The organism is Amycolatopsis sp. N2S4-7, from assembly GCF_058119595.1.
Map to the genome: position 1 here is coordinate 5,468,945 of NZ_CP172299.1, position 25,554 is coordinate 5,494,498.

General features: G+C 72.5%; 23 protein-coding genes. 13 read left to right on the forward strand and 10 right to left on the reverse strand.

Annotated elements, in window-relative coordinates:
- Window position 1: 1 nt before the first annotated feature.
- The 3 genes from sucC to ACH54P_RS25465 all read right to left on the reverse strand — a co-directional run bounded on the left by sucC (window position 2) and on the right by ACH54P_RS25465 (window position 3,176).
- The gene (gene sucC, locus ACH54P_RS25455) at window positions 2–1,171 is read right to left on the reverse strand and encodes an ADP-forming succinate--CoA ligase subunit beta (protein WP_489905898.1); all 1,170 of its coding nucleotides are present in this window, start codon (window positions 1,169–1,171) and stop codon (window positions 2–4) included.
- Between the two features lie 117 nt (window positions 1,172–1,288).
- Window positions 1,289–1,621, reverse strand: coding sequence for a hypothetical protein (locus ACH54P_RS25460; RefSeq protein ID WP_489905899.1), 333 nt, complete (start codon window positions 1,619–1,621; stop codon window positions 1,289–1,291).
- Window positions 1,611–3,176: a hypothetical protein gene (locus tag ACH54P_RS25465; RefSeq protein WP_489905901.1), complete on the reverse strand. Its 1,566-nt coding sequence runs from the start codon at window positions 3,174–3,176 to the stop codon at window positions 1,611–1,613. The genes ACH54P_RS25460 and ACH54P_RS25465 overlap by 11 nt, the downstream gene beginning before the upstream one ends.
- Before the next feature lie 1,503 nt (window positions 3,177–4,679).
- On the opposite strand from ACH54P_RS25465, the gene ACH54P_RS25470 reads away from it, so the two are divergent.
- Entirely contained in the window at window positions 4,680–5,360 is a 681-nt protein-coding gene (locus ACH54P_RS25470) for a M23 family metallopeptidase (RefSeq protein ID WP_489905902.1), read from the forward strand.
- An 815-nt stretch (window positions 5,361–6,175) separates the two neighbouring features.
- Here the strand turns inward: ACH54P_RS25470 and pcrA are convergent.
- Complete coding sequence (pcrA, locus tag ACH54P_RS25475) at window positions 6,176–8,596, reverse strand: DNA helicase PcrA (protein WP_489905903.1); 2,421 nt, start codon at window positions 8,594–8,596, stop codon at window positions 6,176–6,178.
- 108 nt (window positions 8,597–8,704) lie between these two features.
- Between pcrA and ACH54P_RS25480 the strand changes: the two genes are divergently transcribed.
- The 7 genes from ACH54P_RS25480 (at window position 8,705) to ACH54P_RS25510 (ending at window position 15,599) form a co-directional block, all read left to right on the forward strand.
- The gene (locus tag ACH54P_RS25480) at window positions 8,705–9,130 is read left to right on the forward strand and encodes a DUF1707 SHOCT-like domain-containing protein (RefSeq protein WP_489905904.1); all 426 of its coding nucleotides are present in this window, start codon (window positions 8,705–8,707) and stop codon (window positions 9,128–9,130) included.
- A gap of 161 nt (window positions 9,131–9,291) precedes the next feature.
- A complete protein-coding gene (locus ACH54P_RS25485) occupies window positions 9,292–9,588 on the forward strand; it encodes a chorismate mutase (RefSeq protein WP_257926867.1) in 297 nt (98 codons plus the stop codon).
- A 63-nt stretch (window positions 9,589–9,651) separates the two neighbouring features.
- Window positions 9,652–9,969: a hypothetical protein gene (locus tag ACH54P_RS25490; protein ID WP_489905905.1), complete on the forward strand. Its 318-nt coding sequence runs from the start codon at window positions 9,652–9,654 to the stop codon at window positions 9,967–9,969.
- Between the two features lie 334 nt (window positions 9,970–10,303).
- A complete protein-coding gene (locus ACH54P_RS25495) occupies window positions 10,304–11,524 on the forward strand; it encodes a hypothetical protein (RefSeq protein ID WP_489905906.1) in 1,221 nt (406 codons plus the stop codon).
- 259 nt (window positions 11,525–11,783) lie between these two features.
- A complete protein-coding gene (locus ACH54P_RS25500) occupies window positions 11,784–12,644 on the forward strand; it encodes a hypothetical protein (RefSeq protein WP_489905907.1) in 861 nt (286 codons plus the stop codon).
- Window positions 12,645–12,859: 215 nt separating this feature from the next.
- Window positions 12,860–14,488: a serine/threonine-protein kinase gene (locus tag ACH54P_RS25505; protein ID WP_489905908.1), complete on the forward strand. Its 1,629-nt coding sequence runs from the start codon at window positions 12,860–12,862 to the stop codon at window positions 14,486–14,488.
- A 13-nt stretch (window positions 14,489–14,501) separates the two neighbouring features.
- Complete coding sequence (locus tag ACH54P_RS25510) at window positions 14,502–15,599, forward strand: serine/threonine-protein kinase (RefSeq protein WP_489905909.1); 1,098 nt, start codon at window positions 14,502–14,504, stop codon at window positions 15,597–15,599.
- Here the strand turns inward: ACH54P_RS25510 and ACH54P_RS25515 are convergent.
- Window positions 15,596–16,498 carry a LysR family transcriptional regulator gene (locus tag ACH54P_RS25515; protein WP_489905910.1) on the reverse strand — a complete coding sequence of 301 codons (903 nt, stop codon included), beginning with the start codon at window positions 16,496–16,498 and terminating at the stop codon, window positions 15,596–15,598. The genes ACH54P_RS25510 and ACH54P_RS25515 overlap by 4 nt on opposite strands.
- 103 nt (window positions 16,499–16,601) lie before the next feature.
- On the opposite strand from ACH54P_RS25515, the gene ACH54P_RS25520 reads away from it, so the two are divergent.
- Complete coding sequence (locus ACH54P_RS25520) at window positions 16,602–17,579, forward strand: DMT family transporter (protein ID WP_489905911.1); 978 nt, start codon at window positions 16,602–16,604, stop codon at window positions 17,577–17,579.
- A gap of 7 nt (window positions 17,580–17,586) precedes the next feature.
- On the opposite strand, the gene ACH54P_RS25525 is transcribed toward ACH54P_RS25520, so the two are convergent.
- The gene (locus tag ACH54P_RS25525) at window positions 17,587–18,255 is read right to left on the reverse strand and encodes a response regulator (protein WP_489905912.1); all 669 of its coding nucleotides are present in this window, start codon (window positions 18,253–18,255) and stop codon (window positions 17,587–17,589) included.
- A gap of 40 nt (window positions 18,256–18,295) precedes the next feature.
- Window positions 18,296–19,603 carry a PspC domain-containing protein gene (locus ACH54P_RS25530; RefSeq protein WP_489916628.1) on the reverse strand — a complete coding sequence of 436 codons (1,308 nt, stop codon included), beginning with the start codon at window positions 19,601–19,603 and terminating at the stop codon, window positions 18,296–18,298.
- Window positions 19,604–19,661: 58 nt separating this feature from the next.
- On the opposite strand from ACH54P_RS25530, the gene ACH54P_RS25535 reads away from it, so the two are divergent.
- Window positions 19,662–20,399 carry an SDR family oxidoreductase gene (locus tag ACH54P_RS25535; RefSeq protein ID WP_489905913.1) on the forward strand — a complete coding sequence of 246 codons (738 nt, stop codon included), beginning with the start codon at window positions 19,662–19,664 and terminating at the stop codon, window positions 20,397–20,399.
- A 6-nt stretch (window positions 20,400–20,405) separates the two neighbouring features.
- On the opposite strand, the gene ACH54P_RS25540 is transcribed toward ACH54P_RS25535, so the two are convergent.
- Window positions 20,406–21,020: a restriction endonuclease gene (locus tag ACH54P_RS25540; protein WP_489905914.1), complete on the reverse strand. Its 615-nt coding sequence runs from the start codon at window positions 21,018–21,020 to the stop codon at window positions 20,406–20,408.
- Between the two features lie 133 nt (window positions 21,021–21,153).
- On the opposite strand from ACH54P_RS25540, the gene ACH54P_RS25545 reads away from it, so the two are divergent.
- Window positions 21,154–22,440 (forward strand): PspC domain-containing protein, encoded by a 1,287-nt coding sequence (locus tag ACH54P_RS25545; protein ID WP_489905915.1) that lies wholly within the window; start codon window positions 21,154–21,156, stop codon window positions 22,438–22,440.
- Window positions 22,433–22,675, forward strand: a complete 243-nt coding sequence (locus tag ACH54P_RS25550) for a hypothetical protein (RefSeq protein ID WP_489905916.1) — start codon at window positions 22,433–22,435, stop codon at window positions 22,673–22,675. Before ACH54P_RS25545 ends, ACH54P_RS25550 begins: the two co-directional genes overlap by 8 nt.
- Window positions 22,676–22,743: 68 nt before the next feature.
- On the opposite strand, the gene guaA is transcribed toward ACH54P_RS25550, so the two are convergent.
- Entirely contained in the window at window positions 22,744–24,300 is a 1,557-nt protein-coding gene (gene guaA, locus ACH54P_RS25555) for a glutamine-hydrolyzing GMP synthase (RefSeq protein ID WP_489905917.1), read from the reverse strand.
- 109 nt (window positions 24,301–24,409) lie between these two features.
- Here guaA and ACH54P_RS25560 point away from each other — a divergent pair, with 109 nt between their 5' ends.
- A complete protein-coding gene (locus ACH54P_RS25560) occupies window positions 24,410–24,955 on the forward strand; it encodes a DinB family protein (RefSeq protein WP_489905918.1) in 546 nt (181 codons plus the stop codon).
- On the opposite strand, the gene ACH54P_RS25565 is transcribed toward ACH54P_RS25560, so the two are convergent.
- Window positions 24,923–25,528, reverse strand: coding sequence for a rhomboid family intramembrane serine protease (locus tag ACH54P_RS25565; protein WP_489905919.1), 606 nt, complete (start codon window positions 25,526–25,528; stop codon window positions 24,923–24,925). The two genes, ACH54P_RS25560 and ACH54P_RS25565, sit on opposite strands and share 33 nt — an antisense overlap.
- Window positions 25,529–25,554 lie beyond the last annotated feature (26 nt).

Here is a 25,554-nt window from a genome sequence, read left to right on the forward strand (position 1 = left end):
CTCACGCACCTGCCGCGGCGAGCTCGGCAGCCTTGTCGGCCGCGTTGTCCATTGTGTCCACCACGGTGACCAGCGGGTGGTTCGCGTCGGCCAGGATCTGGCGACCCTCGACGACGTTGTTGCCGTCCAGGCGGACGACCAGCGGCTTGGAGGCCTCGTCGCCCAGGATCTTCAGGGCCTCGACGATGCCGTTCGCGACCGCGTCGCAGGCGGTGATGCCGCCGAAGACGTTGACGAAGACGCTCTTCACGTCGGTGTCGTTGAGGATGACGTCCAGCCCGGCCGCCATGACCTCCGCCGACGCGCCGCCGCCGATGTCGAGGAAGTTGGCGGGCTTCACGCCGCCGTGCTTCTCGCCCGCGTACGCCACGACGTCCAAAGTGGACATCACGAGGCCCGCGCCGTTGCCGATGATGCCGACCTCGCCGTCGAGCTTGACGTAGTTGAGGTCCTTGGCCTTGGCCTTGGCTTCGAGGGGGTTCTCGGCTTCCTTGTCCACCAGGGCTTCGTGGCCCGGCTGGCGGAAGGAGGCGTTCTCGTCGAGGGTGACCTTGCCGTCGAGGGCGATGATCTTGTCCTGCGGGTCACGGACCAGCGGGTTGACCTCGACCAGGGTGGCGTCCTCGGAGACGAAGGTCTCCCAGAGCTTCACGACGACGTCGGCGGCCTCGTCGATGATGTCGGCCGGGAAGTTGCCGGCCTTCAGGATCTCGAGCGCCTTGGCCTTGTCCACGCCGGCGATCGCGTCGACGGGGATCTTCGCGAGCGCTTCGGGGCGCTCGACGGCGAGCTGCTCGATCTCCATGCCGCCCTCGGAGGACGCCATCGCCAGGAACGTGCGGTTCGCGCGGTCCAGCAGGAAGGAGAAGTAGTACTCGGACGCGATGTCCGAGGCTTCGGCCACGAGCACGCGACGCGTGATGTGGCCCTTGATGTCGAGGCCGAGGATGGCTTCCGCCTTCTCCTTCGCCTCGTCCGGCGTCTGGGCCAGCTTGACGCCGCCCGCCTTCCCGCGGCCGCCGACCTTCACCTGCGCCTTGACGACGACCTGGTTGCCGATCTGCTCCGCGGCGGTCTTGGCTTCTTCGGGGGTGCTAGCCACGGCTCCCGGCAGAACCGGTACTCCGTGGGCGGCGAAGAGATCCCTCGCCTGGTACTCGTAGAGGTCCACTACTCCAGTCTCCTGACGACACGCCACTGTGGTGGCCCGTTACCGGACCGCGCTGTCGGACCAGTCGAGGTTAGCGACCTGCGCGAACGCAGGGCACTCCGCACCTGGTGAAGTCGGTCACCGTGCGCGGTCAGACGGTGCGTCCGGGGTGTGAGACCGCCCACCGGCGAGCCAGTTCGCCGCTTCTTCCGGGGTCGCGAAGTCGTCGTTCGTGAAGACGCGCACCTCGCCGAGAAGGGCTTTCAGGTCCTGGGGAGGACGTTCCCCGAGCACGCCGACGGCGTCCGGGTCCTCCTGCTCGGCGGTGCGGACGACCTGCTCGACGGTGTCCAGCGGGCCGGCGTGGACGACCTCCATGCCCTCGTCGCGCAGGACCCGGCCGAGCGCGACCGCGGCCGGGTCGGGGCGGGCGAACTCGACGACGAGCACCCGCAGGCGGTCACGGCTCACGGCGTCCGCCGGCGGCGGCCGTTCCCGCGGCGACGAGCAGGGCGACCGCGGCGGCGAGGGCGACCCAGAAGCCGGTCGACGGGCTCGCGTCGCCGAGGGCGCTGCCGACGAGCGGCAGTTCCGCGGCGTGCAGCGCGACGAGCAGCGCGGCGCCGGTCAGCAGGGCCGCCGCCGGCTTCGGCCGGGACCGCAGCGCCAGCGCGGCCGCGCCGACGACGACCACGACGGCGGTCAGCAGGCCCCACGAAGGCGTGTCGAAGTTCGACCAGAGCCCGGGCACGACGTAGCCCGGGACGCTGAAGACGGGCAGCCCGAACGCGGCGACGGCCAGCACCGCGCCGGCGACGACGGGTGTGAGGACGTTCCTGCCCGGCTCGGTGCCGTTCCCCGCGTCTTCGCGTTCCACGACGCCGGTCCCGACGGCGGCGAGCGCGACCAGGACGGCGAGCACGAGCGCGGCGAACGTCCAGGCCGCGCCGGCGCCGAGGTCGTAGGTGAAGGCCGGGGTGGCGCCGGTGCCGCCGAAGCCGGCGAGGTTGCCGGCCTGGGTGGCGGTCAGCGCGGTGTTCAGGACGGCGGTGCCGGCCAGGACGATCCCGGCCCAGGCGATCCCGAGCACCGGCCGCGCCGCCGGTGCGGTCTTCGGGACCAGGACGCCGAGGGCGAGGACGGCGAGGACGAGGGCGGCGACGAGCAGGAACGAGCGCGCGGGGCTCTCGGCGGCCGCGCTGACCGGCGTGGTGGCGCCGGGGTTGAGCGCGGTGACGGCGACCTGCGGCGCGAAGGTGCCGATCAGGGCGGCGATCGCGGTGGCCAGGCCGAGCAGGCCGGTGGTGAGCCGCCACCAGAAGAGCCCGGGCAGCTTCGCGGCGCCGGCGAGGTCGGCTTCGGGCTTTTCGGCTCGTTCGCTCAGCCGCGTGAACGCGAGGCCGGCGATGATCGCTGTCGCGCCGAGCACGACGAGGGGACCCCAGGTGACGTGCAGGTCGGTCCGCAGCAGGCCGGCCAGCACGGGCGGCACGGCGACCCCGAAGGCGGCGGCGGTCAGTCCGGCCAGGGCGCCGCGCGCGGTGCTTTCGGCCGGGGCGGCCAGCGCGAAGACGGCGGTCAGCGGCAGCGCGGCGGCGAGCAGGAGATAACCGCCGAGCGCGGGCCACGGCCCTTCGAAAGCGGCGCGGGCGAGCAGGAAGCCGTTGTCCGAGCGGACGGGAGCAGTCAGCAACCCGACCGAGGCGGTGACGGCGAGCAGCGGAACGAGCAACCGCCAGCGGCGTCGTTCGGGCTGTTCGTCGGCGGTCCGGTGCGCCCGCCAGGCGACGACACCGGCGGCCGCGGTGAGGACGTCCCCGGCGACGAGCAGCCAGAACCCGGCACCGACCGCCGAGCCGCCGACGAACCGGTCGGGCAGGTAGAGCTCGGGCCGGATGGTGAGCGGCCCGTTGACGGCGAACTGCAGGTCGAGAACGAGCCGGCCGGGAGCGAGGGCGGCCAGGCCGAGGAGAAGTCCCTTGCCGAGCCCGGCCTTCCCGGCGGCGGCAGCCCAAGCGGCGGCCACGACCGGACCGAGCGCGAGAAGGGCCAGCCACGGCCAGCCGGCGAATCCGGGGTTGGCGGAGGGCGAGACGGGAACAACGGCAGCGGCGGTGAGGGCGACCGCGCCGAGGGCGGCGAGCGCGAGTGCGGCGATCAGGGGACGGGAGGGGCCGTCGTCGCCGTCGTCGGCCCAGGAGGTAGCGGGGGGTTCGGGGATATCGGGGCCGGGGTTGGTGCGACTTCGCCCGGGACCGGCTGTGGGGCGGGACTGACCGGACTTCCGCGCGGAAGCCGGGGTGCTAGCGGAGGAGGGCGACTCGGGCCGGGATTCTCGCGACGGCTCGCCGGCGCCCGCGGAGGATGGCTCGCCCTGGCCCGGCTTGCCGGAGTCCCGCGGCGAACCAACACCTCCCGACCTCGGCTCGGCCGCGGAGGGCTCGGCTGGCTCCGCCGCCGCGGTGGCCGGGGCTTGCGGTGCCTGCGCGGGGCCGGGCGTGTGCGCCGCCGCGGTGGCCGGGGCTTGCGCAGGGTCGGCTGCGTGCGCCGCCGCGGGGGCCGGGGCTTGCGCAGGGTCGGCTGTGTGCGCCGCCGTGGGGGCCGGGGCTTGCGCAGGGTCGGCTGTGTGCGCCGCCGTGGGGGCCGGGGCTTGCGCAGGGTCGGCTGCGTGCGCCGCCGCGGGGGCCGATACCTGCGCGGGGCCGGCTGCGCGCGCCGCCGCGGGGGCCGGTGCCTGCGCAGGGTCGGCTGCGCGCGCCGCCGCGGGGGCCGGTGCCTGCGCGGGGCCGGCTGCGTGCGCCGCCGCGGGGGCCGATACCTGCGCGGGCTCGGCTGGCTCCGCCGCCGCGGGGGCCGGTGCCTGCGCGGGGCCGGCTGCGTGCGCCGCGGGGCGAGGCGTCTCGGGACTGTGAGCCGCGGGGTCCTGCGGGGTGCCCGGGGAGCTGGGGGCGCTCCCGGCGGGGGGCTTTGAGCGTGGGGGCATATTGCCCGCGAAGGTAGCAAGTCCGGGCCGCCGGGGAGCCGTTGACGGGGCGCGAGTCGTCGAGAGTGCTTCAACATCCGGTTTCAAACCCTTATTCCGGCCTCTGGGGCCCTCGAGACCCGTCGAACCCCCTTCCATCACCTCAAACCCTTGTAAGCCAAGTCACACCGAACGCCGTAAACCCCCTCTAACTTTGGGTAATTCCCACAGGTGAGGGCCGCAGCGGTTCCACCCGATCGGCCGACACCGGGGGCAGATCTTGCCGATAGAGGTGCCCCTTCGTTACTGTCCCGGGGTCCCCATTACAGTCAGGTCACGAAGTAGGACACCGAGCGAACCGCCCCCGAGGTTGGCTCACCGGGTTCCCCCGCCCGCAGTCCTCGACCCGGCTCCCCGACGATGGAAGGCCCTGTCTTGGCTTCACACCGCTCCCCCGGCGGCCAAGCTCCTTCCCCGGCATTGAAGGACGCACTGGAAGGTGCGGTCGTTCGTGTCCGGGGTGCGCACCGCATCGCTCCGCCCTCTTCGGCCCTTCGCGGCCGTGTCGTGGTTGCCGCCGTCGCGGCTGGTGCGTTCGCCGCCGCCGCTGCGGGCTCGACCCTCAAGACAGTCACCGACTCCGACACCGCCGTCACGCCCCTGGCCAACAGCCAGGACGCCAGCGCCTCGCTGACCGCGGGAGGTGCGGGCTCCGGGGGTGCCCCGGAACTCCTGCCGACCGGCCACGTCGTCGACGCCTCCGCCGAAGCCGCGAAGCTCGCTGACAGCGCTTCTGTCACGCAGGCCCGTGAGCAGCGCGAAGCCGACGCCGCCAAGCGTGCCGCCGAAGAAGCCGCTCGCCCCAAGACCTGCCTGCCGGCCCACGGCACCTTCACCTCGGGCTTCGGTGCCCGGTGGGGCACGAGCCACCTCGGCATCGACATCGCCAACTCGATCGGCACCCCGATCTACGCCGCCTCCGACGGCACCGTGATCGAGGCCGGCCCGGCCAGCGGCTTCGGCCTCTGGGTCCGGATCCAGCTCGACGACGGCACGGTCCAGGTCTACGGCCACATGAACAGCTTCTCCGTCAAGGAGGGCCAGAAGGTCAAGTGCGGCCAGCAGATCGCCGAGATCGGCAACCGCGGCCAGAGCACCGGCCCGCACCTGCACTTCGAGGTGTGGCAGAACGGCACCAAGAAGATCGACCCCCGGCCTTGGCTGGCCGCGCGCGGCGTCGTTCTCTGATCCGTCCGCTCCACCGCGGCCGTCCGGCTGGACGGCCGCCACGTCGAATCCCGTGGCCTGCCCCGGATCCGGCGAAAGTGCCGCCTCCCGACGGTGTGCCGCCGACACGGGAACCCGGGCCGTAGCGCCGTGATTCGCCGGCGAGGACCGAGGACGCTCCACCACAGCCGGCCCCGGCAAGGCTGCCGGAGAACCAGCCACACCCGCCGCAGCCTCGCCAGAGCGCGCCGAGACCTCCGGCGCACCCGAGACCACTCCGCGGCCGGGAAAAACCGCCCACAACGCCCTCAGCGCCCGGAAACAGCTAACGCTGCCCACCCGGCAACCGGCGGATGAAGTAGGCCACCGCGACCTGCCACACCGTGCACAACTCCGCGGACCGCCGCACCGGCAGCCAACCCCAGGGCGCAGCTCCCCCTGCGCCCCCCGCGGAGCGGACACGCGCGGCCCTCCGGGCTCTGGTCGTCCAGCGGCGTCCCCGGCCGCAGGTGACACAACGCCCGTCCGCACCGAGCTCGTGCTGCCTGAGCAGCGCTCGCCAGGCGGCGGCCAGCCGGCACGCCTCCGCTCCCGCACGCGAAGGATTTCCTGAAGCCCCCGAAGGCTCCCGACCCCGATCCGGAACCGTCGTCCCCAGGACTCCTCGCAGATATTTTTGTACCCCTTCGGCCAGCAGCCCAAACAGCACCGCGTCCACACCACACTACCCCCTCCGTCGAACTCCTGTTCGATTACGGGGTCAGTTGTACCGGGTGGGTACGACGATTCCGGCGGCGATCGCGGAGATCGCCGCCGGAATCACTCGTTCGGGGTGGTTAGAGCTTCACCATCGGGACGCTGCCGATCAGCATCAGGCGGACCTTGCCCGCCGCGCCGAAGTCGATCGTCGCCGTGGCGCGCGGGCCCACTCCGTCGCAGGAGATCACCGTGCCCAGGCCGTACTTGTCGTGGCTGACGCGGTCGCCGACGTCCAGCTTCAGCGCCACCGTGTCCTTCCAGCCCTTGCCGAACGACGGCGTCCCCGAAGAAGAAGACGGCGAAGAAGACCGGCGGCCGCCCCACGTGGTCGCCGCCCGCGGGGTCCCCCGCGAACCGGCCCCGGAACCGAAGCCGAACCCGGCGCTGGACGGCTCCAGCCGCCGCCAGTCGACGAGGTCCGGCGGCAGCTCGTCGAGGAACCGCGAAGCCGGGTTCATCGACGGCTGGCCCCACGCCGACCGCGTGATCGCGCGCGAGACGTACAGGCGCTTCCTGGCGCGCGTGATCGCGACGTACGCCAGCCGCCGTTCCTCGGCGAGCTCAGTCGGGTCACCCAGGGCACGCATGTGCGGGAAGACGCCGTCCTCCCAGCCGGTGCAGAACACCACCGGGTACTCCAGGCCCTTCGCGGTGTGCACGGTCATCAGCGTGACCACGCCCGCGCCGCCGTCGCCGTCTTCACCGCCGTCGGGCGAAGGCACCGAGTCGGCGTCCGCGACCAGCGACACGCGCTCGAGGAACGCGGGCAGCGAGCCCGGCGCCGGCACCCCGGGCTCCACGACCAGCTCGGCGTTCTCGTCCGCGGCGACCTCGGCGGTGATCTCGGTGAACTCGCGCGCCACCGTGACGAGCTCGTCCAGGTTCTCCACGCGCGTGTGGTCCTGCGGGTCGTCCGACTCCTCGAGTTCGACGCGGTAGCCGGTCTTCTCCAGCACGGCTTCGAGGACGTCGTGCACCTCGGCGCCCTCGGAGACCAGCGTGCCCAGCTCGTCGAGCATCGCGACGAACCCGCCGATCGCCTTGACCGAACGCGGGTTCAGCAGCGGCACCTTGCCGTCGACGGCGTCGCGCAGCGCCTGGGCGAACGAGATCCGCTCGCGCTCGGCGTGCGTCGCCACGACGGCTTCCGCGCGGTCGCCGATGCCGCGCTTGGGCACGTTCAGCACGCGCCGCAGGCTGACCGTGTCCTCCGGGTTCGCCAGCACGCGCAGGTACGCGATCATGTCGCGGACCTCGCGGCGCTCGTAGAACCGCACGCCGCCGACAACCTTGTAGGGCAGGCCGAGCCGGATGAAGATCTCTTCGAAGACGCGGGACTGGTTGTTGGTGCGGTAGAAGACGGCGACGTCGGAGTAGTCCGCTTCGCCCTTCTCCGCCAGCGCGTCGATTTCGTTCGCGACGAACGCGGCTTCGTCGTGGTCGTTGTCCGAGACGTAGCCGACGATCTTCTCGCCGTCGCCCGAGTCGGTCCACAGCCGCTTCGCGCGGCGGTTCGGGTTCCGCTCGATGACGGCGTTCGCCGCGGACAGGATCGTCTGCGTGGACCGGTAGTTCTGCTCCAGCAGGATGGTGTGCGCGTTCGGGAAGTCCCGCTCGAACTCCTCGATGTTGCGGATCGTCGCGCCGCGGAAGGCGTAGATCGACTGGTCCGCGTCGCCGACGACGACCAGCTCGGCCGGCTCGACGCCCGAGGAGTTCGGCGCGGTCCCGGCCAGCTCGCGGACGAGGGTGTACTGCGCGTGGTTCGTGTCCTGGTACTCGTCGACCAGCACGTGGCGGAACCGGCGCCGGTAGTACTCGGCGACGTCCGGGAACGCCTGCAGCAGCGAGACCGTGCGCATGATGAGGTCGTCGAAGTCGAAGGCGTTGGCCTGGTTCAGCCGCCGCTGGTACTCGACGTAGACCTCGGCGACGCGGCGCTCGAGGTCGTTGGCCGCGTTCGCCGCCGCGGTGTCCGGGTCGACGAGCTCGTTCTTCAGGTTCGAGATGTGCACGGCGAGCGTGCGCGCGGCGTACCGCTTCGGGTCGATGTCGAGGTCCCGCGCCACGAGCGTGATCAGCCGCTTGGTGTCGTCCGAGTCGTAGATGGAGAAACTCGACGACATGTCGAGGACCTTGGCTTCACGGCGCAGGATCCGCACGCACATGGAGTGGAACGTCGACACCCACATGGCGTTCGCGCGGCGCCCGACGAGCGCGGCGACGCGCTCGCGCATTTCGGCGGCCGCCTTGTTGGTGAAGGTGATCGCCATGACTTCGCCCGGGTGCACGCGGCGTTGCGCGAGCAGGTAGGCGATCCGGCGGGTCAGCACCCGGGTCTTGCCCGATCCCGCGCCCGCCACCACCAGCAGCGGGCCACCGGCGTGGGTGACGGCTTCGCGCTGGGCGGGGTTCAGGTCGTCGAGCAGCTCGGCCTGCCCGCCGGTGGCGGGCTTGCGCACAGGGGTCTCGGCGGGGAGATCGAAGAGGGTGTCCATCGTGCGTCCACGCTACCCCGGGCGGGTGGGCTACCGCGGCAGGCGTAGCGGGAGATGTCGCCTGGCGCCCGACGCGCCGCGGGGCCGGCGCGCGGAGCATCGACGGACATGGAAGACACCCGTTCCGCCCGCATCCGGGCCGCCGACGCCGACCGCGAACGCGTCGCCACCGCCGTCCAGACCGCCGGTTCCGAAGGCCGGCTCACCCTCGAAGAGGTCGAGGAACGCCTCGGCCACGTCTACGCCGCGCGGTTCACCGACGAACTGGGCGCGCTCACCGCCGACCTGCCGCGCCCGGCGCCGTCCCCGCCCGGCTTCCCGCTCACCCTGGCCGCATTGCGGCGCCACCCGGCACTGCGCGTCCACCTCGCCGTGGTGGTCGCGGTGGCGGTGCTGGTGATCGTCCGCTGGGCCGTGCTGGGCGCCGGGTTCTTCTGGCCGGCGTTCCCGATGTTCTGGCTCGCGGTCAGTCTCCTGGTGCACGCCAGGGTCCGGTCGTTCCGGGAGCGGTCCCGCGCCGCTGTGCCATACTGAGCCCGTGCGGCACCACGCAGAGCGATTTTTTTACGGGATCCGGACTCCGGCTCCCGTGATCGCGTAGTGCCCGCACCGCCATCACGCCAGCCCCGGAGTCCACGGACCCGGGGCTGTCGCCGTCCTGGGGGCCGGGTCCGGGCATCGAGGAAGAGGTCCCGATGAACGCACAAGCGACGAACGCCGACGGCCAGCCCGCCGAGCACACCCCCGCCGGTGACGACATCGCGTCGCTCCGGCAAGAGATCGACTGGCTGGACAAGGAAATCCTCCGCCTGGTGAAACGCCGGGTCGAGGTGTCCAAGACGATCGGGGCCGCGCGGATGGCCGCCGGCGGCACGCGCATCGTCTACAACCGCGAGATGGACGTGCTCGCGCGCTACCGCGAGCTCGGCCCGGACGGCCGCCAGCTGGCCATGGCGCTGCTGAACCTGGGACGCGGGCGGCTCGGCCGGTAACGGTTGCCCGAATCAGGGGCTTCCCCGAGGCACCGGCGGCCCGGGTGCGGGCAGACTGGGGTCATGGACTGGCTCGTGAACCTCATCGCCGTCATCGTCGCGCTCGCGAGCGTGCTGGCCGCGCTGGGTCATGTCGGGTATCTGGCGCTGCTCAACAACGCGGCGGGCAAGCGCGGGGCCAGCGGTGCCCCGGTCGGGCAGTACGTCCGCAGCCGGTGGGCCGTCGCCGGCGGCACCACCGCGGCGTCCCTGTTCGCCTGGTTGCTCACGGCCGGGGGACCGACGCTCGACGTCTTCGCGATCATCGTCGCGGCCGGCAGCGGCGTGGTGGCCACCAAGGCGCTGCAGTCCACGCGGGACCGTTACCGCACCGGCGGCTGAATTCCACTGGCCGGACCGATGGCGCTGCGTAAAACTTCGCAGCGTCACCATCGCCCGTTCGGTCGCGCCCGACCGAGTGAAACCTCTGCAACTTGCAGGTTTGGGGGCGACTTTCTACGCCGGATGCTCCTAGGGTTGACGCCGTGAGGACCCTTGCGTCTGGGTCGGGCGAAGCCCGGAGGACGCGCGGGGGCATCAGCCCCGCGCGCCCAGTCTCGCATGCGCGTGCATCTGCGCAGGATTCCGAACGAGATTCCGCGCGTGAGGGTGCTCCGATCGGGTCGTTCCACGGCCGGATGGCGTCAGGACCGGGCGGCCGGGTGGTCGAGCCCACATGACCCACGGCACGGAGTTCCACGGACGCGGCACCGCGCCCGCGCACCCCGGACGGCACCGGCGCGGCGGCGCGGAGAGCTGGACGCCGCCGCTGCCCCAGCACCGGCCGGTGCGCCACCACGCGGCCGGCCCGGCGCCGATCGACCCGCCGGTGTCCGGCTCGCTGCCGCTGCCCCAGCCGCCGGGGTCCGGCTCGCTCCCGCTGCCCCAGCCGTCACTCCCCCAGCCGTCGCTGCCGCAGCCCCGTGACCGGCGGCCCGCGCCGCCGCTGTTCCCCGCCGCGCACGGCAGCCTGCCCCTCGAAAGCCTGCCCCTCGACGAAGAGCCGCGACCGGGCGCCGACCAGGCCCCGCGGCGCACCCGCGTTTCGCTGGCCACCCCGCAACCCCGCGGCGAGGACGACGAAGACGACGACGTCCGCATCTACGCGGTGCCGCCGATCGACGGGCTGGGCGGCTTCACCATCGGGTCCGTGCCCGCGTCGGTGACCCCGCCGAAGACGTGGCGGAAGGCGGCCTGGTTCGCCACCGGCGCGTCCGGCGCCGTGGTCGTCGGGCTGCTGTGCGCCGGGTCGTTCCTCGTCGGGAAGCCGCCGGTGGACCAGGCCGTGCAGGGCGCGTGGCCGGGCTACCAGGGCGCCCCGACGATCAGCGACCCGACCGACGTGCGGCAGCCGCCGTCGGAGGGCGGGTCCGCGGCCGGGCCCGAGAGCCCGGCCCGGCCGGAGAACGACAACGCCGCCGGGAAGACGAACGGCGGCGGTGGCGCCGGGCCGGTCGACGGCGTGGCCCCGCCGCCCGCCGGCAGCACCGCCCGGCCGACGACCACCGGTGCGGCCAGGCCGAGCCGGGTGCCGCAGAAGCCGCCCGTCACGCCCGCCCAGCGCGAAACCCCGGTCAAGCCGCCGTGGTGGTACTCCTTCCCGCCGGACGCCCAGACCATGGGGGACAACTCGGAGAAGTTCTTCAACACCGTCACCACCGACCCCTCCGCGGCGTCGTCGGTGACCACCGGCGAGCTGCACGACCAGGGACCGCACGCGCTCGCGGACCGCTACGCCGGCATCGCCTACTTCCAGGTCAAGAAGGTCAGCATCGACCAGCAACGCGGGGTTACGGTGAACACCGTCGAGGTCACCCACACCGACGGCACCAAGACGGTCGAGGAACGCACGCTGACGTTCGGGGACGGCGACAAGATCACCGCTGACGGCCAGTAGCCGGACCTGCACGTGCGGTTCGCCCGTTCTGATGCACGTGCGGTGCGCCGAGCGGTAATGCCTGGTCCGGGTGGGTGACATATGCTGCCGCTCGTCGTATCGCGACGGCATTCCGGCGACAGAGCCTGGTGGTGGCCGTCCGCACAGGGTTACCTGACGACAGCGGATCCGGAACCGGCCACGAGTCGGCCGACCGGACCAACGGAAGCTCCGCCGAACGGCGGAGTGAACGTCCCCGGAACCCAGAGCGAGGACTTTCGTGCTTGATCGGCAGCGCACACGACGTGAGTCAGCTCACGCCGTCCGCGTCGAGGACGTCATCCCGGCCGAGATTCTCGACGACGTCGGCGACGCCGACCGCGACTATCTCGAGCAGGTCTTCCGCGACCCGCAGAAGTTCCTGCCGCCGCGGCCCGAGGCCACCCGCGAGCCGGAGCAGGCCGAGGACGCCGGCGAGCCCGAGAGCCGGTTCGCCCGCCGCGCCAAGCTCGCCGGCCTCGTCGCCGCGGGCGCGCTCGTCGCCGGCGCCGTCATCGCCGCGCCGATGCTGACCAGCGCCCACCGCGCCGCGTCCGAAGGCGGCCAGGCCACGCCCGCCGGCTTCAGCGGAGCCGCGGAGCTCGGCGGCCTGGCCGTCCCGCAGCACCAGGCCGGGGGCGGCGCGCCGGCGCAACGCGGCCCGTCGACGCAGGGCACGCATTCCGGTGGCGCCCCGTCGGCCTCCGAATCGGCCGACGGCGGCCCGCAGCCCCAGGCGGAGACGAGCCGGCCGGCCCCGGTGCCGGACAAGGCGGCCGACGCGCGCAGCGCGAGCCGCAAGATCCAGGCCGTCAAGGACTTCTACGCCGCCATCGCGCGGGACTCGGCGGGCGCGCTGGCGCTGCTGAGCCCGACGCTGGTCGACGGCGCGGCCGGTGAGCTGGTCCGCACCTGGAGCTCGATGGACGCCATCGACGTCCAGGAGGCCGACACGCAGATCAAGCCGGACGGCTCGATCCTCGCGGTCGCCACGCTGCACCGGCCGGACGGCGCCCTGGTGCGCGTCACCCAGCTGTTCCGGGTCGCCGACACCGGCGGGCTGATCACCGAAGCCGAGCTCGTCTCGGCCCAGTACATGTAGCCCTCGGCGATCACCCCTTCACCCGTGGTTCAAGTGCCCCTACCGGATTCGTGTGCGCAGAGTGAGCGCCTAGCCTTGTCACGGGCCGGTCTCGGAAAAGCCGGCACACAGCCCACGACATGTGCATACGCTCCACCGACGCGGCGTGCTCGTGGCCGCGTCACCAGGCACCTATCCTCACGCCCTGGTGAAGTCGGAGCCCAAAGGGAGGTCGCGTGAGCGACGAGGGTCGTCTGGTCGCCGGTCGATATCGCATCGTCGGCCGGATCGGCACGGGCGCGATGGGGGCCGTCTGGCAGGCGCACGACGAGGTCCTGGGCCGCACCGTGGCCATCAAGCAGCTCCTGCTCCAGCCGCACCTGGACGAGCACGACGCCGAGGACGCCCGCCAGCGGACGATGCGCGAGGGCCGGATCGCGGCGCGGCTGCACCACCCGAACGCGATCTCCGTCTTCGACGTCGTCACCGACGACAGCGGCCAGCCGTGCCTGATCATGGAGTACCTCGACTCCACCAGCCTGGCCGCCGTGCTGCAGGAACGCCGCACGCTGCCGCCGACCGAGGTGGCGCGCATCGGCGCCCAGGTCGCCGCGGCGCTGCGCGAGGCGCACGCGGTCGGCATCGTCCACCGCGACATCAAGCCCGGCAACATCCTGCTCGGCTCCAACGGCGTCGTGAAGATCACCGACTTCGGCATCTCCCGCGCCAAGGACGACGTCACGGTCACCAAGACCGGCATGATCGCCGGTACGCCCGCCTACCTGGCCCCCGAGGTCGCCATCGGCGGCGAGCCCGGGCCGGAGTCCGACGTCTTCTCCCTCGGCTCGACGCTCTACGCGGCGTGCGAGGGCCAGCCGCCGTTCGGGCTGTCCGAGAACACGCTGAGCCTGCTGCACGCCGTCGCGGCCGGGCAGATCAACCCGCCGCGCCAGTCCGGCCCCCTGGCCAGCGTGCTGGCCGTGCTGCTGCACCCGGACATCGAGCACCGCCCGACCGCCGAAGAGTGCGAGGAGCTGCTCGCCGCCGTCGCCCGGGGCGAGCTGCCGCTCGGCGGCCCGGCGGAGGAGACGATGCTGGCGCCGTCCGCCGGCGTCCTCGGCGCCGCCGCCGTCGCGGACCCGAACGCGACCCAGATGTTCGACGAGATCCCCGCGGGTCACTCGGGCACGCTCGTCGGCGACGCGGCCCCCACCCAGGCCGTGCCGTACTACGACGAGGACGACTACCCGGAAGGCACCGGCTACCCGGAGGACGACTACGACGGGTACGACCACTACCCCGAGGACAACCAGTACGCGGCCGGGAACGTGCCGCCCGGGCTGGCCGCGACCCGCGCGGTGCCGGTGCCCCCGCACGGCCAAAACCCGTACGCCGACGACCGGTACGACGACGACGACTACGACGACGAGCCCGCCCCGCCGCCCCCGCCGCGGCCGCGTCCCCAGACGAGCCCGGAGGACGACGAGAAGCCCGGCGCTTGGAAGCGCCCGGCGATCATCGGCGGGATCGTGGTCGTGGGCCTGGTCGCGCTCGCCGTCTGGCTGCTGAGCCCGAACAACCCGCAGGCGCCGGCGGCGCCGGTGTCGAGCAGCAAGCCGGCGCCCGTCGCGACCTCGGAGTCGCTGCCGTCGACGACGGAGGAGCCGACCTCGACGGTGGAGCTGCCGTCCAGCACGGAGGAAGCGACGTCGTCCTCGCGCCGCTCCAGCACCCGCAACACCGAGCCTCAGACGACGGCGACCAAGCCGAGCACAAGGCCGACGACGTCGTCTTCAGAAGCTCCGACGACAAGCAGCGAGCCCCCGACAAGCACATCGAGTTCGCAGCCCCCGGCCGGCGGATGATCGAGGATTTCACTTGAGTTCTGAAGGCACCATCGTCGGCGGCCGGTTCCGGCTGGACCAGCCGATCGGCCGCGGCCGCGCGGGCATCGTGTGGCTGGCGTTCGACACGCGGCTGTTCCGCACCGTCGCGATGAAGCGGATGTACCTGCCCGTCGGGCTGACCGGCGAGCGCGCCGAGCAGGCGCGTTCGGCCGCCATGCAGGAGGGCAAGGACGCCGCGCGGATCGAGCACCCGTGCGCGATCAAGGTGTTCGACGTGCTGCCGGACGGCCAGGACGTCTGGCTGGTGATGGAGTACATCCCGTCGCGCAGCATGGCGACGTTCCTCGCCGAGCACGGCAGGCTCACCCCCGACCAGGCGGCGCAGCTGGGCATCCAGCTCGGGAACGCGCTCTCGGCGATGCACGCGGCCGGGTTCGTGCACCGCACGCTCGAGCCGGGCACGGTGCTGCTGGCCGACGACGGCGGCGTCAAGCTCACCGACATCGGCATCAGCGGCGGCGGGCCCCACTCGGCGTACGTGGCGCCGGAAGTCGCGCGGGGACTGCCGCCGACGCCGGCCGCGGACGTCTTCTCCCTCGGCGCGACGCTGTACACGTCCGTGGAGGGCGTGCCCCCGTTCGGGGACGACGGGCAGTCGTCCGAGCGGCCGGCGCAGAACGCGGGCGTGCTGACGCCGGCGCTGCGCAAGATGCTGCGCGCCGACCCGACGACCCGGCCGACGATGGCGGACACGGTCCGCTCGCTGAGCGCGATCACCGAAGGCCGGGAGACGGCGTTCATCCCGCCGACCGCACCCGGGATGCATCCGCCGCCCCTGCCGCCCCCGCCCTTCAACCCGGGGCTGGCGGCCGCCGGACCGCCGATGCCGCCGTCGGGACCGCAGTTCCAGCAGCAGATCCCGGTCGCCCCGCCCGGCTACTCCTCGGCCGAGGAGACGCAGCGGATGCAGCCGGTGGGGCCGCCGACGCAGTACGCGCCGCCGCCCGCGCCGGGACCGCGGCCGCCGGAGTGGAACCTGCCGGTGTCGAAGAAGACGCTGATCACCGTGGCCGCGATCCTCGCGGCGGTGCTGGTCGGCGTCCTCGTTTCCGAGCTGTTCTTCGTCTAGGCGACCTTGGCGGTCGCCGCGCGCATGGCTTCGAGCAGCGTGCGGACGGCCGGGTGGCCCCACGCACGGGACGCGACCGCGGCGTGGATCGCGCGGAAGGGCTCCGGGTTGCGGATCCGGCGGACGACGACACCGGGGTGCTGCGCGCCGAGGCCCAGCTCCGGGATCAGGCCGACGCCGATGCCGGCGGCCACGAACCCCTGCGCGGTCTGGTAGTCCTCGGATTCGACGACGACGTTCGGCGCGAACCCGGCGGACGCGCAGGCGCCGTCCAGGATCTCCCGGCAGATGCCGGGCAGGCCGTCGACGCCGACCCAGGGCTCCTCGGCGAAGTCCGTCAGGTCGAGCACCCGCTTGCGGGTCAGCGGGTGGGTCTTCGGCAGCACGGCCCGGTACGGGTTGTCGAGCAGGTGCACCAGTTCGACGCCCTTGGCGGGCGGCCTCTTGCGCGGGAAAACGGTGATCGCGACGTCGGCGTCGCCCGCCTCGACGTCGACCATCGGGTTGTCGGGCTCGACGAGCTTGAGGTCGAGGCGCACGCCGGGGTGCTCGCGGCGGACCGCGGCGATGGCGGGCGGGACCAGCGACGCGCCGGCCGTCGCGAAGTAGCGGATGGTGACGCGGCCGATGCGGCCCTCCTTGAGCTCGGTCAGCGCGGCTTCGGCCTTCGCGAGCTCGGTGCTCAGGGTCTCGGCGTGCTCGGACAGCAGCGCGCCCGCCGGGGTCGGCCGGACGCCGCGCCCGACGCGTTCGAGCAGCTCGGTGCCGGCTTCACGCTCCAGCGCGGACAGCTGCTGGCTGATCGCGGACGGCGTGTAGCCCAGGTTGCGGGCCGCGGCGGTGATCGACCCGCTGGTGATCACGGCGCGGAGGACCTGCATGCGGCGGACGTCGAGCATGCCCTGATCGTACAGCTCAGCTTAAGTGTTCCTGCAGTTAATTTCGCTTGTCCTTACGTCTTGCCGCGACGAAGCTGGCGTCGATCGTCGAAGGAGGACTGGGGTGGGCGAGACGAAGACGCTGCTCAGGATCGGCGCGCTGGCGTTGATGTGGGGCTCGAGCTTCTTCTGGATCAAGCTGGGACTGGGCATGTTTTCGCCGGTGCAGCTGGTGCTGGCGCGGCTCGTGCTGGGCGCGGTCATGCTGCTGGTCCTGTGCCGGCTGCACCGGGCGCGGCTGCCGCGCGGACGGCGGATGTGGGGACACCTGACGGTCGCGGCGTTCTTCCACAACGCGTTGCCGTTCCTGCTGTTCGCCGTCGGCGAGACGACCGTCGATTCGGGGATCACCGGCGTGCTCAACTCGACGACGCCGCTGTGGGTGCTGCTGGCGGCGCCGATGATGGGGACGTCTTCGCGCATGACCGGGACGCGGCTGGCGGGTCTGCTCGTCGGGCTCGGCGGGATTCTGCTGATCTTCGCGCCGTGGCAGGCCTCGGGCCTGCTGAGCTGGGGCGCGCTGGCCTGTCTGGCCGCGGCGGCGAGCTACGGCTTCGCGTTCGTCTACGAGGGGAAGTACCTGTCGGACCCGTCGCTGTCGCCGTACGCGACTTCGGCGGGGCAGATGCTCCTGGCGAGCGGGTTCCTGGTGCTGGCGCTGCCGGCGGGCGGGTTCGCGCCGGTGCACGTCTCGACGGGGCCGCTCCTGGCGGTGCTGGTGCTCGGCGTCGGGTCGACGGGCATCGCGTTCGCGCTCAACTACCAGCTGCTGGCCAGCGAAGGCGCGGTCGCGGCATCGGTGGTCGGGTACCTGCTGCCGGTGGTTTCGGTGCTGCTGGGCGCGGTGTTCCTGGGCGAGCAGCTGGACCTGCGGGTGATCGCGGGCATGGTGGTCGTCCTCGGCGGGGTCGCGCTGACCCGCCTCCAGAAGCCGGAGCGAGAGGGCGCGGCGGACGCCGGTGACCGAGCGGCCGACACCCAGGCACCCGGTGACGACACCACCGGACGCGCGTCGCGGCCTCTCGCTCCCCTGGCGGACTGAGCGCGGCTCAGACCAGGCGGCGGTCGGAAGCCCAGCGGGAGAGCTCGTAGCGGTTCGACAGCTGGGTCTTCCGGAGCACGCTCGAGACGTGCGTCTCGACCGTCTTCACCGAGATGAACAGCTCCGACGCGATCTCCTTGTACGCGTACCCCCGCGCCAGCAACCGCAGGACGTCGCGCTCGCGGGGCGTCAGCAGGTCCAGCTCGGGGTCGTTGATCGGCGCCGAGCCCGGGCGGTCGGCGAACGCGTCCAGGACGAACCCGGCCAGCCGCGGCGAGAACACCGCGTCGCCGTCCGCCACGCGGACCACCGCGCGGACCAGCTCCTTCGACGAGATCGTCTTCGTCACGTACCCGCGGGCGCCCGCGCGGATGACCGCGATGACGTCCTCCGCCGCGTCCGAAACCGACAGCGCCAGGAACACCACGTCGGGGAGCTCCGGGCGGACGCGGCGCAGCACCTCGGCGCCGCCGCCGTCCGGCATGTGGACGTCGAGGAGCACCACCTGCGGCTTGGTCCGGGCGATCCCGGCGACCGCTTCGGCGACCGAACCGGCCTCGCCGACGACGCGGACTTCGTCGGTGATCGAGTCGAGTTCGGTGCGCACCCCGGCGCGGAACAGCGCGTGGTCGTCGACGAGGAACACCTTGACCGGTTCCCGCTGGCTCTCAGTCACGACTCTCCCTCGCTAGCCCTGAGCCCCGAGCATAGCCGCCTCACGCGGCGCCCTTGCCCGCTTTCACCGGCATGGCGAGCTGCACCTCGGTGCCTTCCCCCGGCGCGGTCCGCACCTTGCACGTCCCGCCGTGCCGGGTCATCCGGCCGCGGATCGAGTCGGCGAGCCCGTGCCGGTCGTCGGGGACGAGATCGGGTTCGAAGCCCTTGCCGCGGTCGCGGACGAACACCGTGACCGACGTCGGCTCGACCTCGGCGTAGACGCTGACCTCGTCGACGCCGGCGTGCTTCGCGGCGTTGACGATCGCCTCCCGCGCCGCCTGGACGAGCGCGACCAGCGCCTCGTCCAGCTCGGCGTCGCCGACGACGACCTGGCCCACGGAGATCGCGAAGGTGTCCTCGACCTCGCCGCACGCCGTCGCGAGCGCTTCGGACAGCTGGCCCGTGGCTTCTTCGACCTTCTCGGCGGGCTTGCCGTAGCCGTTCGGGCCGTAGAGCCAGCCGCGCAGCTCGCGTTCCTGGCTGCGGGCCAGCCGCGCGACCTCGCGCGGCTGCTCGCTCTGCTTCTGGATGAGCGCGAGGGTCTGCAGCACGGAGTCGTGCAGGTGCGCGGCGATCTCGGCGCGCTCGTCGGTGCGGATGCGCGCCTTGCGCTCGTCGGAGAGGTCCCGGACCAGCCGCAGCCAGAACGGCACGGTCAGCACGGCGACGCCGATCAGCGTGGCGATGACGGCGATCAGCGCGAACTGGACCTGGTCGAGGCTGCCGCTGCGGAGCACGACGACGCCGATGCCGGTGATCACGAGCGCGACGCCCGCGACGATCCGGATCGCCGCCGACCAGCCACCGCCGCCGAGGAACGCCCCCGCGAAGCCGTCCTTCGCGCCGACCCGCCAGCGGCGGCGCTGCGACTCGTCGGCCTCCCGCCAGACGACCGCGGCACCGATCATCGCCACGGCCAGCGGCACCGCCACCCAGCCGCTGATGAACCCGGTCAGCGTCCCGCTGGCGACGGCGAGGCCGACCCCCAGCGCGATCAGGCCGAACGCCTGCTGGCGTTCCTTCGGGGTGGGCGCCTCGGCCGGTTCTTCGGACTGCTGCTGGACGAACACCCAGAGGAGGCCGTAGGCGAGCAGGCCGGCCCCGTTCAGCGCGGCCAGCAGCGCGAACGCCGTCCGCACCCAGACGACCGGCACGCCGAGGTGATCGGCGAGGCCACCGGCGACCCCGGCGATCGCCCGGCCGGACCGGCGCCGGAACATCTTCGGCGCGGACAGGTCGGTGCTGACGGGGGTCACCTGGTCGGCGGTGACGTGGTCGAGGGACTCCTGCACGCCGTCCATGGTCACACGCACCGGCGTGGGGTTCCATCGGGGAAACCCCTGATCCGGTGCGAAACTGCCGGGCATGCCACCACCACTGCGCGGCCGGGTCGCGTTGATCACCGGCGTCAGCCGCCGGGCCGGGATCGGGCACGCGATCGCCGAACGGCTGACGGCGCTCGGCGCCGACGTCTTCCGCCACCACTACGCGCCCCACGACCGTGACCAGCCGTGGGGCGCGGACCCTTCCGCGCCCGCCGGGTTCGAGCTCGACCTGGCGGCCCCGGAGGCACCGGAGCGGCTGATGGCGGCGGCCGTGGCGGCACACGGGCACGTCGACATCCTGGTCTGCAACCACGCACGCAGCGGCGCCGACGGCGGGCTCGGCGAACTCGACGCGGCGATGCTCGACGCACACTGGGCGGTCAACGCGCGTTCGTCGATCCTGCTGACGCAGGCGTTCGCCGCCCAGCACGACGGACGGCCGGGCGGCCGCGTCGTCCTGTTCACCTCCGGCCAGGACCTGGGCCCGATGCCGGGGGAACTCGCGTACGCGGCGAGCAAGGGGGCGCTGGCGTCGATCACACGCTCGCTGGCCGACACCCTGGCCGGCCGCGGCATCACGGTGAACGCGGTCAACCCGGGCCCGGTGGACACGGGGTACGCCCCGCCGGAGGCGCATGAAGAGGTACGGCGCCGGTTTCCCCGGGGACGGTGGGGCGTCCCGGAGGACACGGCAAAGCTGGTGGCATTCCTGGTCTCGGAGGACGCGGGCTGGATCACCGGCCAGACGATCAACTCCGAGGGCGGCTTCCGGCGCTGACCCGGGTCAGTGCCAAGGCGCCGGCCCCGTCCGGCTCGCCCACGCGGCCAGGCCGGGCCCGTCGAGAAGGCGAATGCCCTGGTGCGCGGCGTACTGCTGGGCCTGCTTGGTGAACGTCGAGGTCGTGACCACGGCGGCGACCCGCGCACCGTGCACGCTGTAGCAGGTACCGCCGAAGCGTTGCAGATCCGGACCGGTGACCTTGGTGGTGACGCCGTACCGCTTGGCCTGCAGGACGATCTTGCGCCCATCGGGCGCGTAGGCGATCACGTCCGCGCCGAGGTCGCCCGCGCGGCCGGTCACCTGGGCCTGTGAGCAACCATCTCGCGCGCACAGGAACGCCAGCGCCCGCTCGAACTCGTTCGGCCCCATCGAGTGGTAGCGCGCGATCTCTTGCGACCGCACGACCTCGAGTTGCCACGCTTGCCGCGCGTCGCGAGCGCGCGCCTGCTGCCGCAGCACGAGCCCGAAGACCGTCACACCGAGCACCACCGTGCCCACGACGACCGAAGTGATCGGGTGCGCTGCGACGAGGTTCAAGACCAAGGCCAGCACCGCGCCGATCCCCAGCGCAGGCAGGACACAGCCGGCTACCTCGGCCCGCTTCTTCGATCGCCCCAAAGCAGCTCCTTCTCCGCGTCGCTCGGAACAAGGTCGCCGCCGGCAGTCGCCTGTTACACCCCGGACCCTCTCCGGGAAACCTCAGGGACCATCCCCGATGTAGTGCCGCCCTGGTTGGCGCATGCTTTTCACCATGAGTGGTGCGAGTGAAACACGGGCACCGAAGCCGAGTCCGTTGAACGGCTTCGAGGAGACCGTGAAGGACTTCTGGGTCAGCCGGCCTCGGCGGCCGCATGCCGGGCGGAAGCTGGCTGGGGTGGCCGCGGCCATCGGGTACCGGTACGGGATCGATCCCGTCGTCGTGCGGATCGCCTTGGTGGTCGCCACGATCTTCGGGGGCTTCGGGATTCCCTTCTACCTGCTGGGGTGGCTGTTCCTGCCCGGCGAAAGCGACGAGGTCTCCGGCTTCGAAGCACTGATCGGGCGGGGGCGGTCGTCGGTGTCGCCGGCGTTCGCCGTTGTGCTGATGGTCCTCACCGTCGTCTGCGCCGGGGGTGCCTTCGGCGGCTCGTGGTTCGACGGCGGCGGCCTCATCAGCTTCGCGCTCATCGCCATCGCGCTCTACCTGCTGCACCGCAGCCGCGGGCAGGAGAACCGGCCCGCGCCGGTCGCCGCGCGGTCGTCGTACACCGCCTTCACCGGGAACGGAGCCTTCACCATGACCGACACCGCGGCCGCCGAGGCGGGGGCGAAGCCGGGCTGGGACCCCCTCGCCGCCGACCCGGCCGGCTGGGACCTGCCCGACGCGCCGTCGACGCAGCCGCCGCCCCCACCCACGCCGCCGACGTACCAGCGGCCCGAACGGCGCCGCAACTCCAAGGTGGGCTCGGCGACCTTCGCGCTCGCCGTGCTGACCGCCGGTGGTGGCGTGCTGGCCAACCTCAACGGCGCGACCTGGTTCTCCGCGCAGCACGTCATCGGCTTGGTGCTCGGCGTCGTCGGGATCGGCCTGGTCACCGGGGCGTTCGCCCGCGGCGGCCGCGGCCTGATCGGGCTCGCCGTGCCGCTGGCGATCGCCGGGATGGTGCTGACGACCGTGCCGTTCGAGAACTTCGACTTCCGCGGCGGCGCCGGCGACCTCACGGAGACCCCGCACGCGGTGACCGACGTGCGGCCGCTCTACCAGCACGCGGCGGGCGACATCGACCTCGACCTGAGCAAGCTGCCCGCCGGCTCGCCGATCACGACCAACGTGGTCAACGGCGCGGGCGACACCACGGTCATCGTGCCGAAGACGGCGGACGTCACCTACGACTGCCACACCGGCGCCGGCACGACGGAGTGCTTCGACCGCGAGACCGACGGCATCAGCCAGGAACCGCTGACCGGCACGGACAACGGCCCGGACGGCCCCGGTGGCCAGCAGATCACCCTGCACGTCAAGAACAGTGTGGGCAACGTGGAGGTGCGGCGTGACTGACCAGAACCCTTACGCCTACGACAACCCGGCCGAGACCCAGCCCGCCAAGCGCGGTGGCTTCGACGTCTTCACCCTGATCGTCGGGATCGCGACGCTGCTGGTGTCGGCCTACGTCCTCTCGGACGGCGCGAGCTGGCTGCCGCGGTTCGACTTCCGCTGGGTGATCGCCGGCGGCGCGGTGTTCGTGGGGCTGCTGCTCCTCGGCGCGTCGTTCGGCAGCAAACGCCGTCGGTAACCGGAGACCACCACTCTCTCGAGGCCCTGGATCCCACGCCAGGGCCTCGAGTCCTGTCTACGGGAAGGTCACTCCCACTCGATGGTGCCCGGCGGCTTGGACGTCACGTCCAGGACCACCCGGTTGACCTCCGGGACCTCGTTGGTGATCCGGGTCGAGATCCGTTCCAGGACCTCGTAGGGCAGGCGCGTCCAGTCCGCGGTCATCGCGTCCTCCGAGGACACCGGGCGCAGCACCACGGGGTGCCCGTACGTCCGGCCGTCGCCCTGGACGCCGACGCTGCGGACGTCGGCGAGCAGCACCACGGGGCACTGCCAGATGCTGCGGTCCAGCCCGGCCGCCGTCAGCTCCTCGCGGGCGATCAGGTCGGCCGCGCGCAACGTGTCGAGGCGCTCCTGGTCGACCGCGCCGATGATCCGGATGCCCAGCCCGGGGCCGGGGAACGGCTGGCGCTGCACGATCGTCTCGGGCAGCCCCAGCTCCAGGCCGACGCGGCGGACCTCGTCCTTGAACAGCAGCCGCAGCGGCTCGACCAGCTCAAACTGCAGGTCGTCCGGCAGGCCGCCGACGTTGTGGTGGCTCTTGATGTTGGCCGTGCCCTCGCCGCCGCCGGACTCGACGACGTCCGGGTACAGCGTGCCCTGGACGAGGAACCGGTAGTCGCCCGCGGCCTTGAGGTCGCGCTCGGCCTGCTCGAACACGCGGATGAACTCGCGGCCGATGATCTTGCGCTTCTGCTCCGGGTCGGTGACGCCGGCCAGCGCGTCGAGGAAGCGCTGACGCGCGTCGATGGTGACGAGGTTGACCCCGGTGGCGGAGACGAAGTCCTGCTCGACCTGGGTCCGCTCCCCCGCGCGCAGCAGGCCGTGGTCGACGAACACGCAGGTCAGCCGGTCGCCGATGGCGCGCTGCACCAGCGCGGCCGCGACGGCGGAGTCGACCCCGCCGGACAGGCCGCAGATCGCGCGGCCGTCGCCGATCTGGTCGCTGATCCGCTGGATCTGCTCCTCGACGATCGACGACGTCGTCCACTGCGGCTGGATGCCGGCGATGTCGTGCAGGAACCGGCGCAGCACCTCCTGGCCGTGCGGCGAGTGCGCGACCTCCGGGTGGTACTGGACGCCGGCGAAGCGCCGCTTGACGTCTTCGAAGCCGGCGACCTCGGCACCGTCGGAAGACGCCGTGACGACGGAGCCCTCCGGGGCCTTGGTGACGCTGTCGTTGTGGCTCATCCAAGCGGGCTGGTGCGCGGGCAGGCCGGCGTGCAGGACACCGCCGTCGCCGGCGACGCGGACCTCAGTGCGGCCGAACTCGCGGACGCCGGTCGGCTCGACGACGCCGCCGAGCGCGCTGGCGAGCAGCTGGTGGCCGTAGCAGATGCCGAACATCGGCACGCCCGCTTCGGTGAGCTTCGGGTCCATGCCCGGCGCGCCTTCGGCGTACACGCTCGAGGGGCCGCCGGAGAGGATGATCGCCGCGGGGTTCTTCGCGAGGATCTCTTCGGTGGACGCGCTGTGCGGGACGACCTCCGAGTAGATCTGTGCCTCGCGGACGCGCCGGGCGATCAGCTGCGCGTACTGCGCCCCGAAGTCCACGACGAGAACCGGACCGGTGGGGTTGGGCACCTGAGGACCTCCTGGCGAGAAGCGGGAATCCCCTCCATCGTCCCAGGTGGGCTGGGTCACCCGGGATTCAGGGCCGGTCCTGTCCGCGATCGGGCCTACGGTGCCCGGTATGGCTGTGAACTGGACGAAGGAACTGACCGACCAGCTCGACTTTCACTGGAACGTCCTGGTGCGCCCGAAGCTCGAGGGGCTCACGGACGACGAGTACTTCTGGGAGCCGGTCACGGGTTGCTGGACCGTGCGGCCGCGGAAGTCGGACGACGAGCCCGGCACCGGCCCGTTCACCATCGACTTCGCGTTCCCCGAGCCGACCCCGCCGCCGGTCACGACGATCGCGTGGCGGCTCGGCCACATCCTCGTCGGCGTCCTCGGCGCGCGGATCGGCTCGCACTTCGGCGGCGAGCCCATCGGCTACGACAGCTACCCCTACCCGGGAACGGCCGCCCAGGCCCTGTCGGAACTCGACAAGCTCTACGCGCAGTGGGTCGAAGGGGTGAAGTCGCTCGACGAAGAGGCCTTGGCGCGGCCGTGCGGACCGGCCGAGGGGCCGTACGCGGAGTACCCGATGGCCACCCTGGTGCTGCACATCCACCGCGAGATGATCCACCACTGCGCCGAAGTCCTACTGCTGCGCGACCTCTACCGGAGCCGGTAGGAGCGCGAAGCCCAGCGCCAGGCCCAGCAGCAGCGGGAGGCCGTGGTTGTCGTGCGCCAGCGTGTCGGCCACGGCCAGTACCGGCGCGGCGAACGCCAGCACCCGGAACTGCACCGGCAGCACAACGCCGTAGCGGCGCGACGCCACCATGACCACGGCCGCCAGGCCGCCGATCAGGCCGGTGACGCACATCGAGTTGCCCGCGCCGACCGGGTTGAGCCAGAGGTAGCTCATGACCTGGCCGAACAGGCCGCACCCGAAGTAGAGGACGAGCCACCGCGCGCGGCCGAACACGCGCTCGGCGAGCGTGCCGAACACCGCCAGCCAGAGCAGGTTCGAGACCAGGCCGAGGGCCCAGCCGTCCTGGAAGAACATGCCCGTCACCAGGCGGTACCACTCGCCGGCGTCGATGCGGGCCGCGTCGCGGACGACCGCGTCGTACAGCGGCGGGTGCCCCAGCTGGGCGATCCCGCACGCCAGGGTCACCGCGAAGACCGCGGCCGTGAGGATCGGGCGGCGTGGTCCCGTGGCGAGTGCCCCGAACGGGTTGCGGGCTGCGGCGCGAGCGGTCATGACCGAAAATCTAGGCGCGACACCGG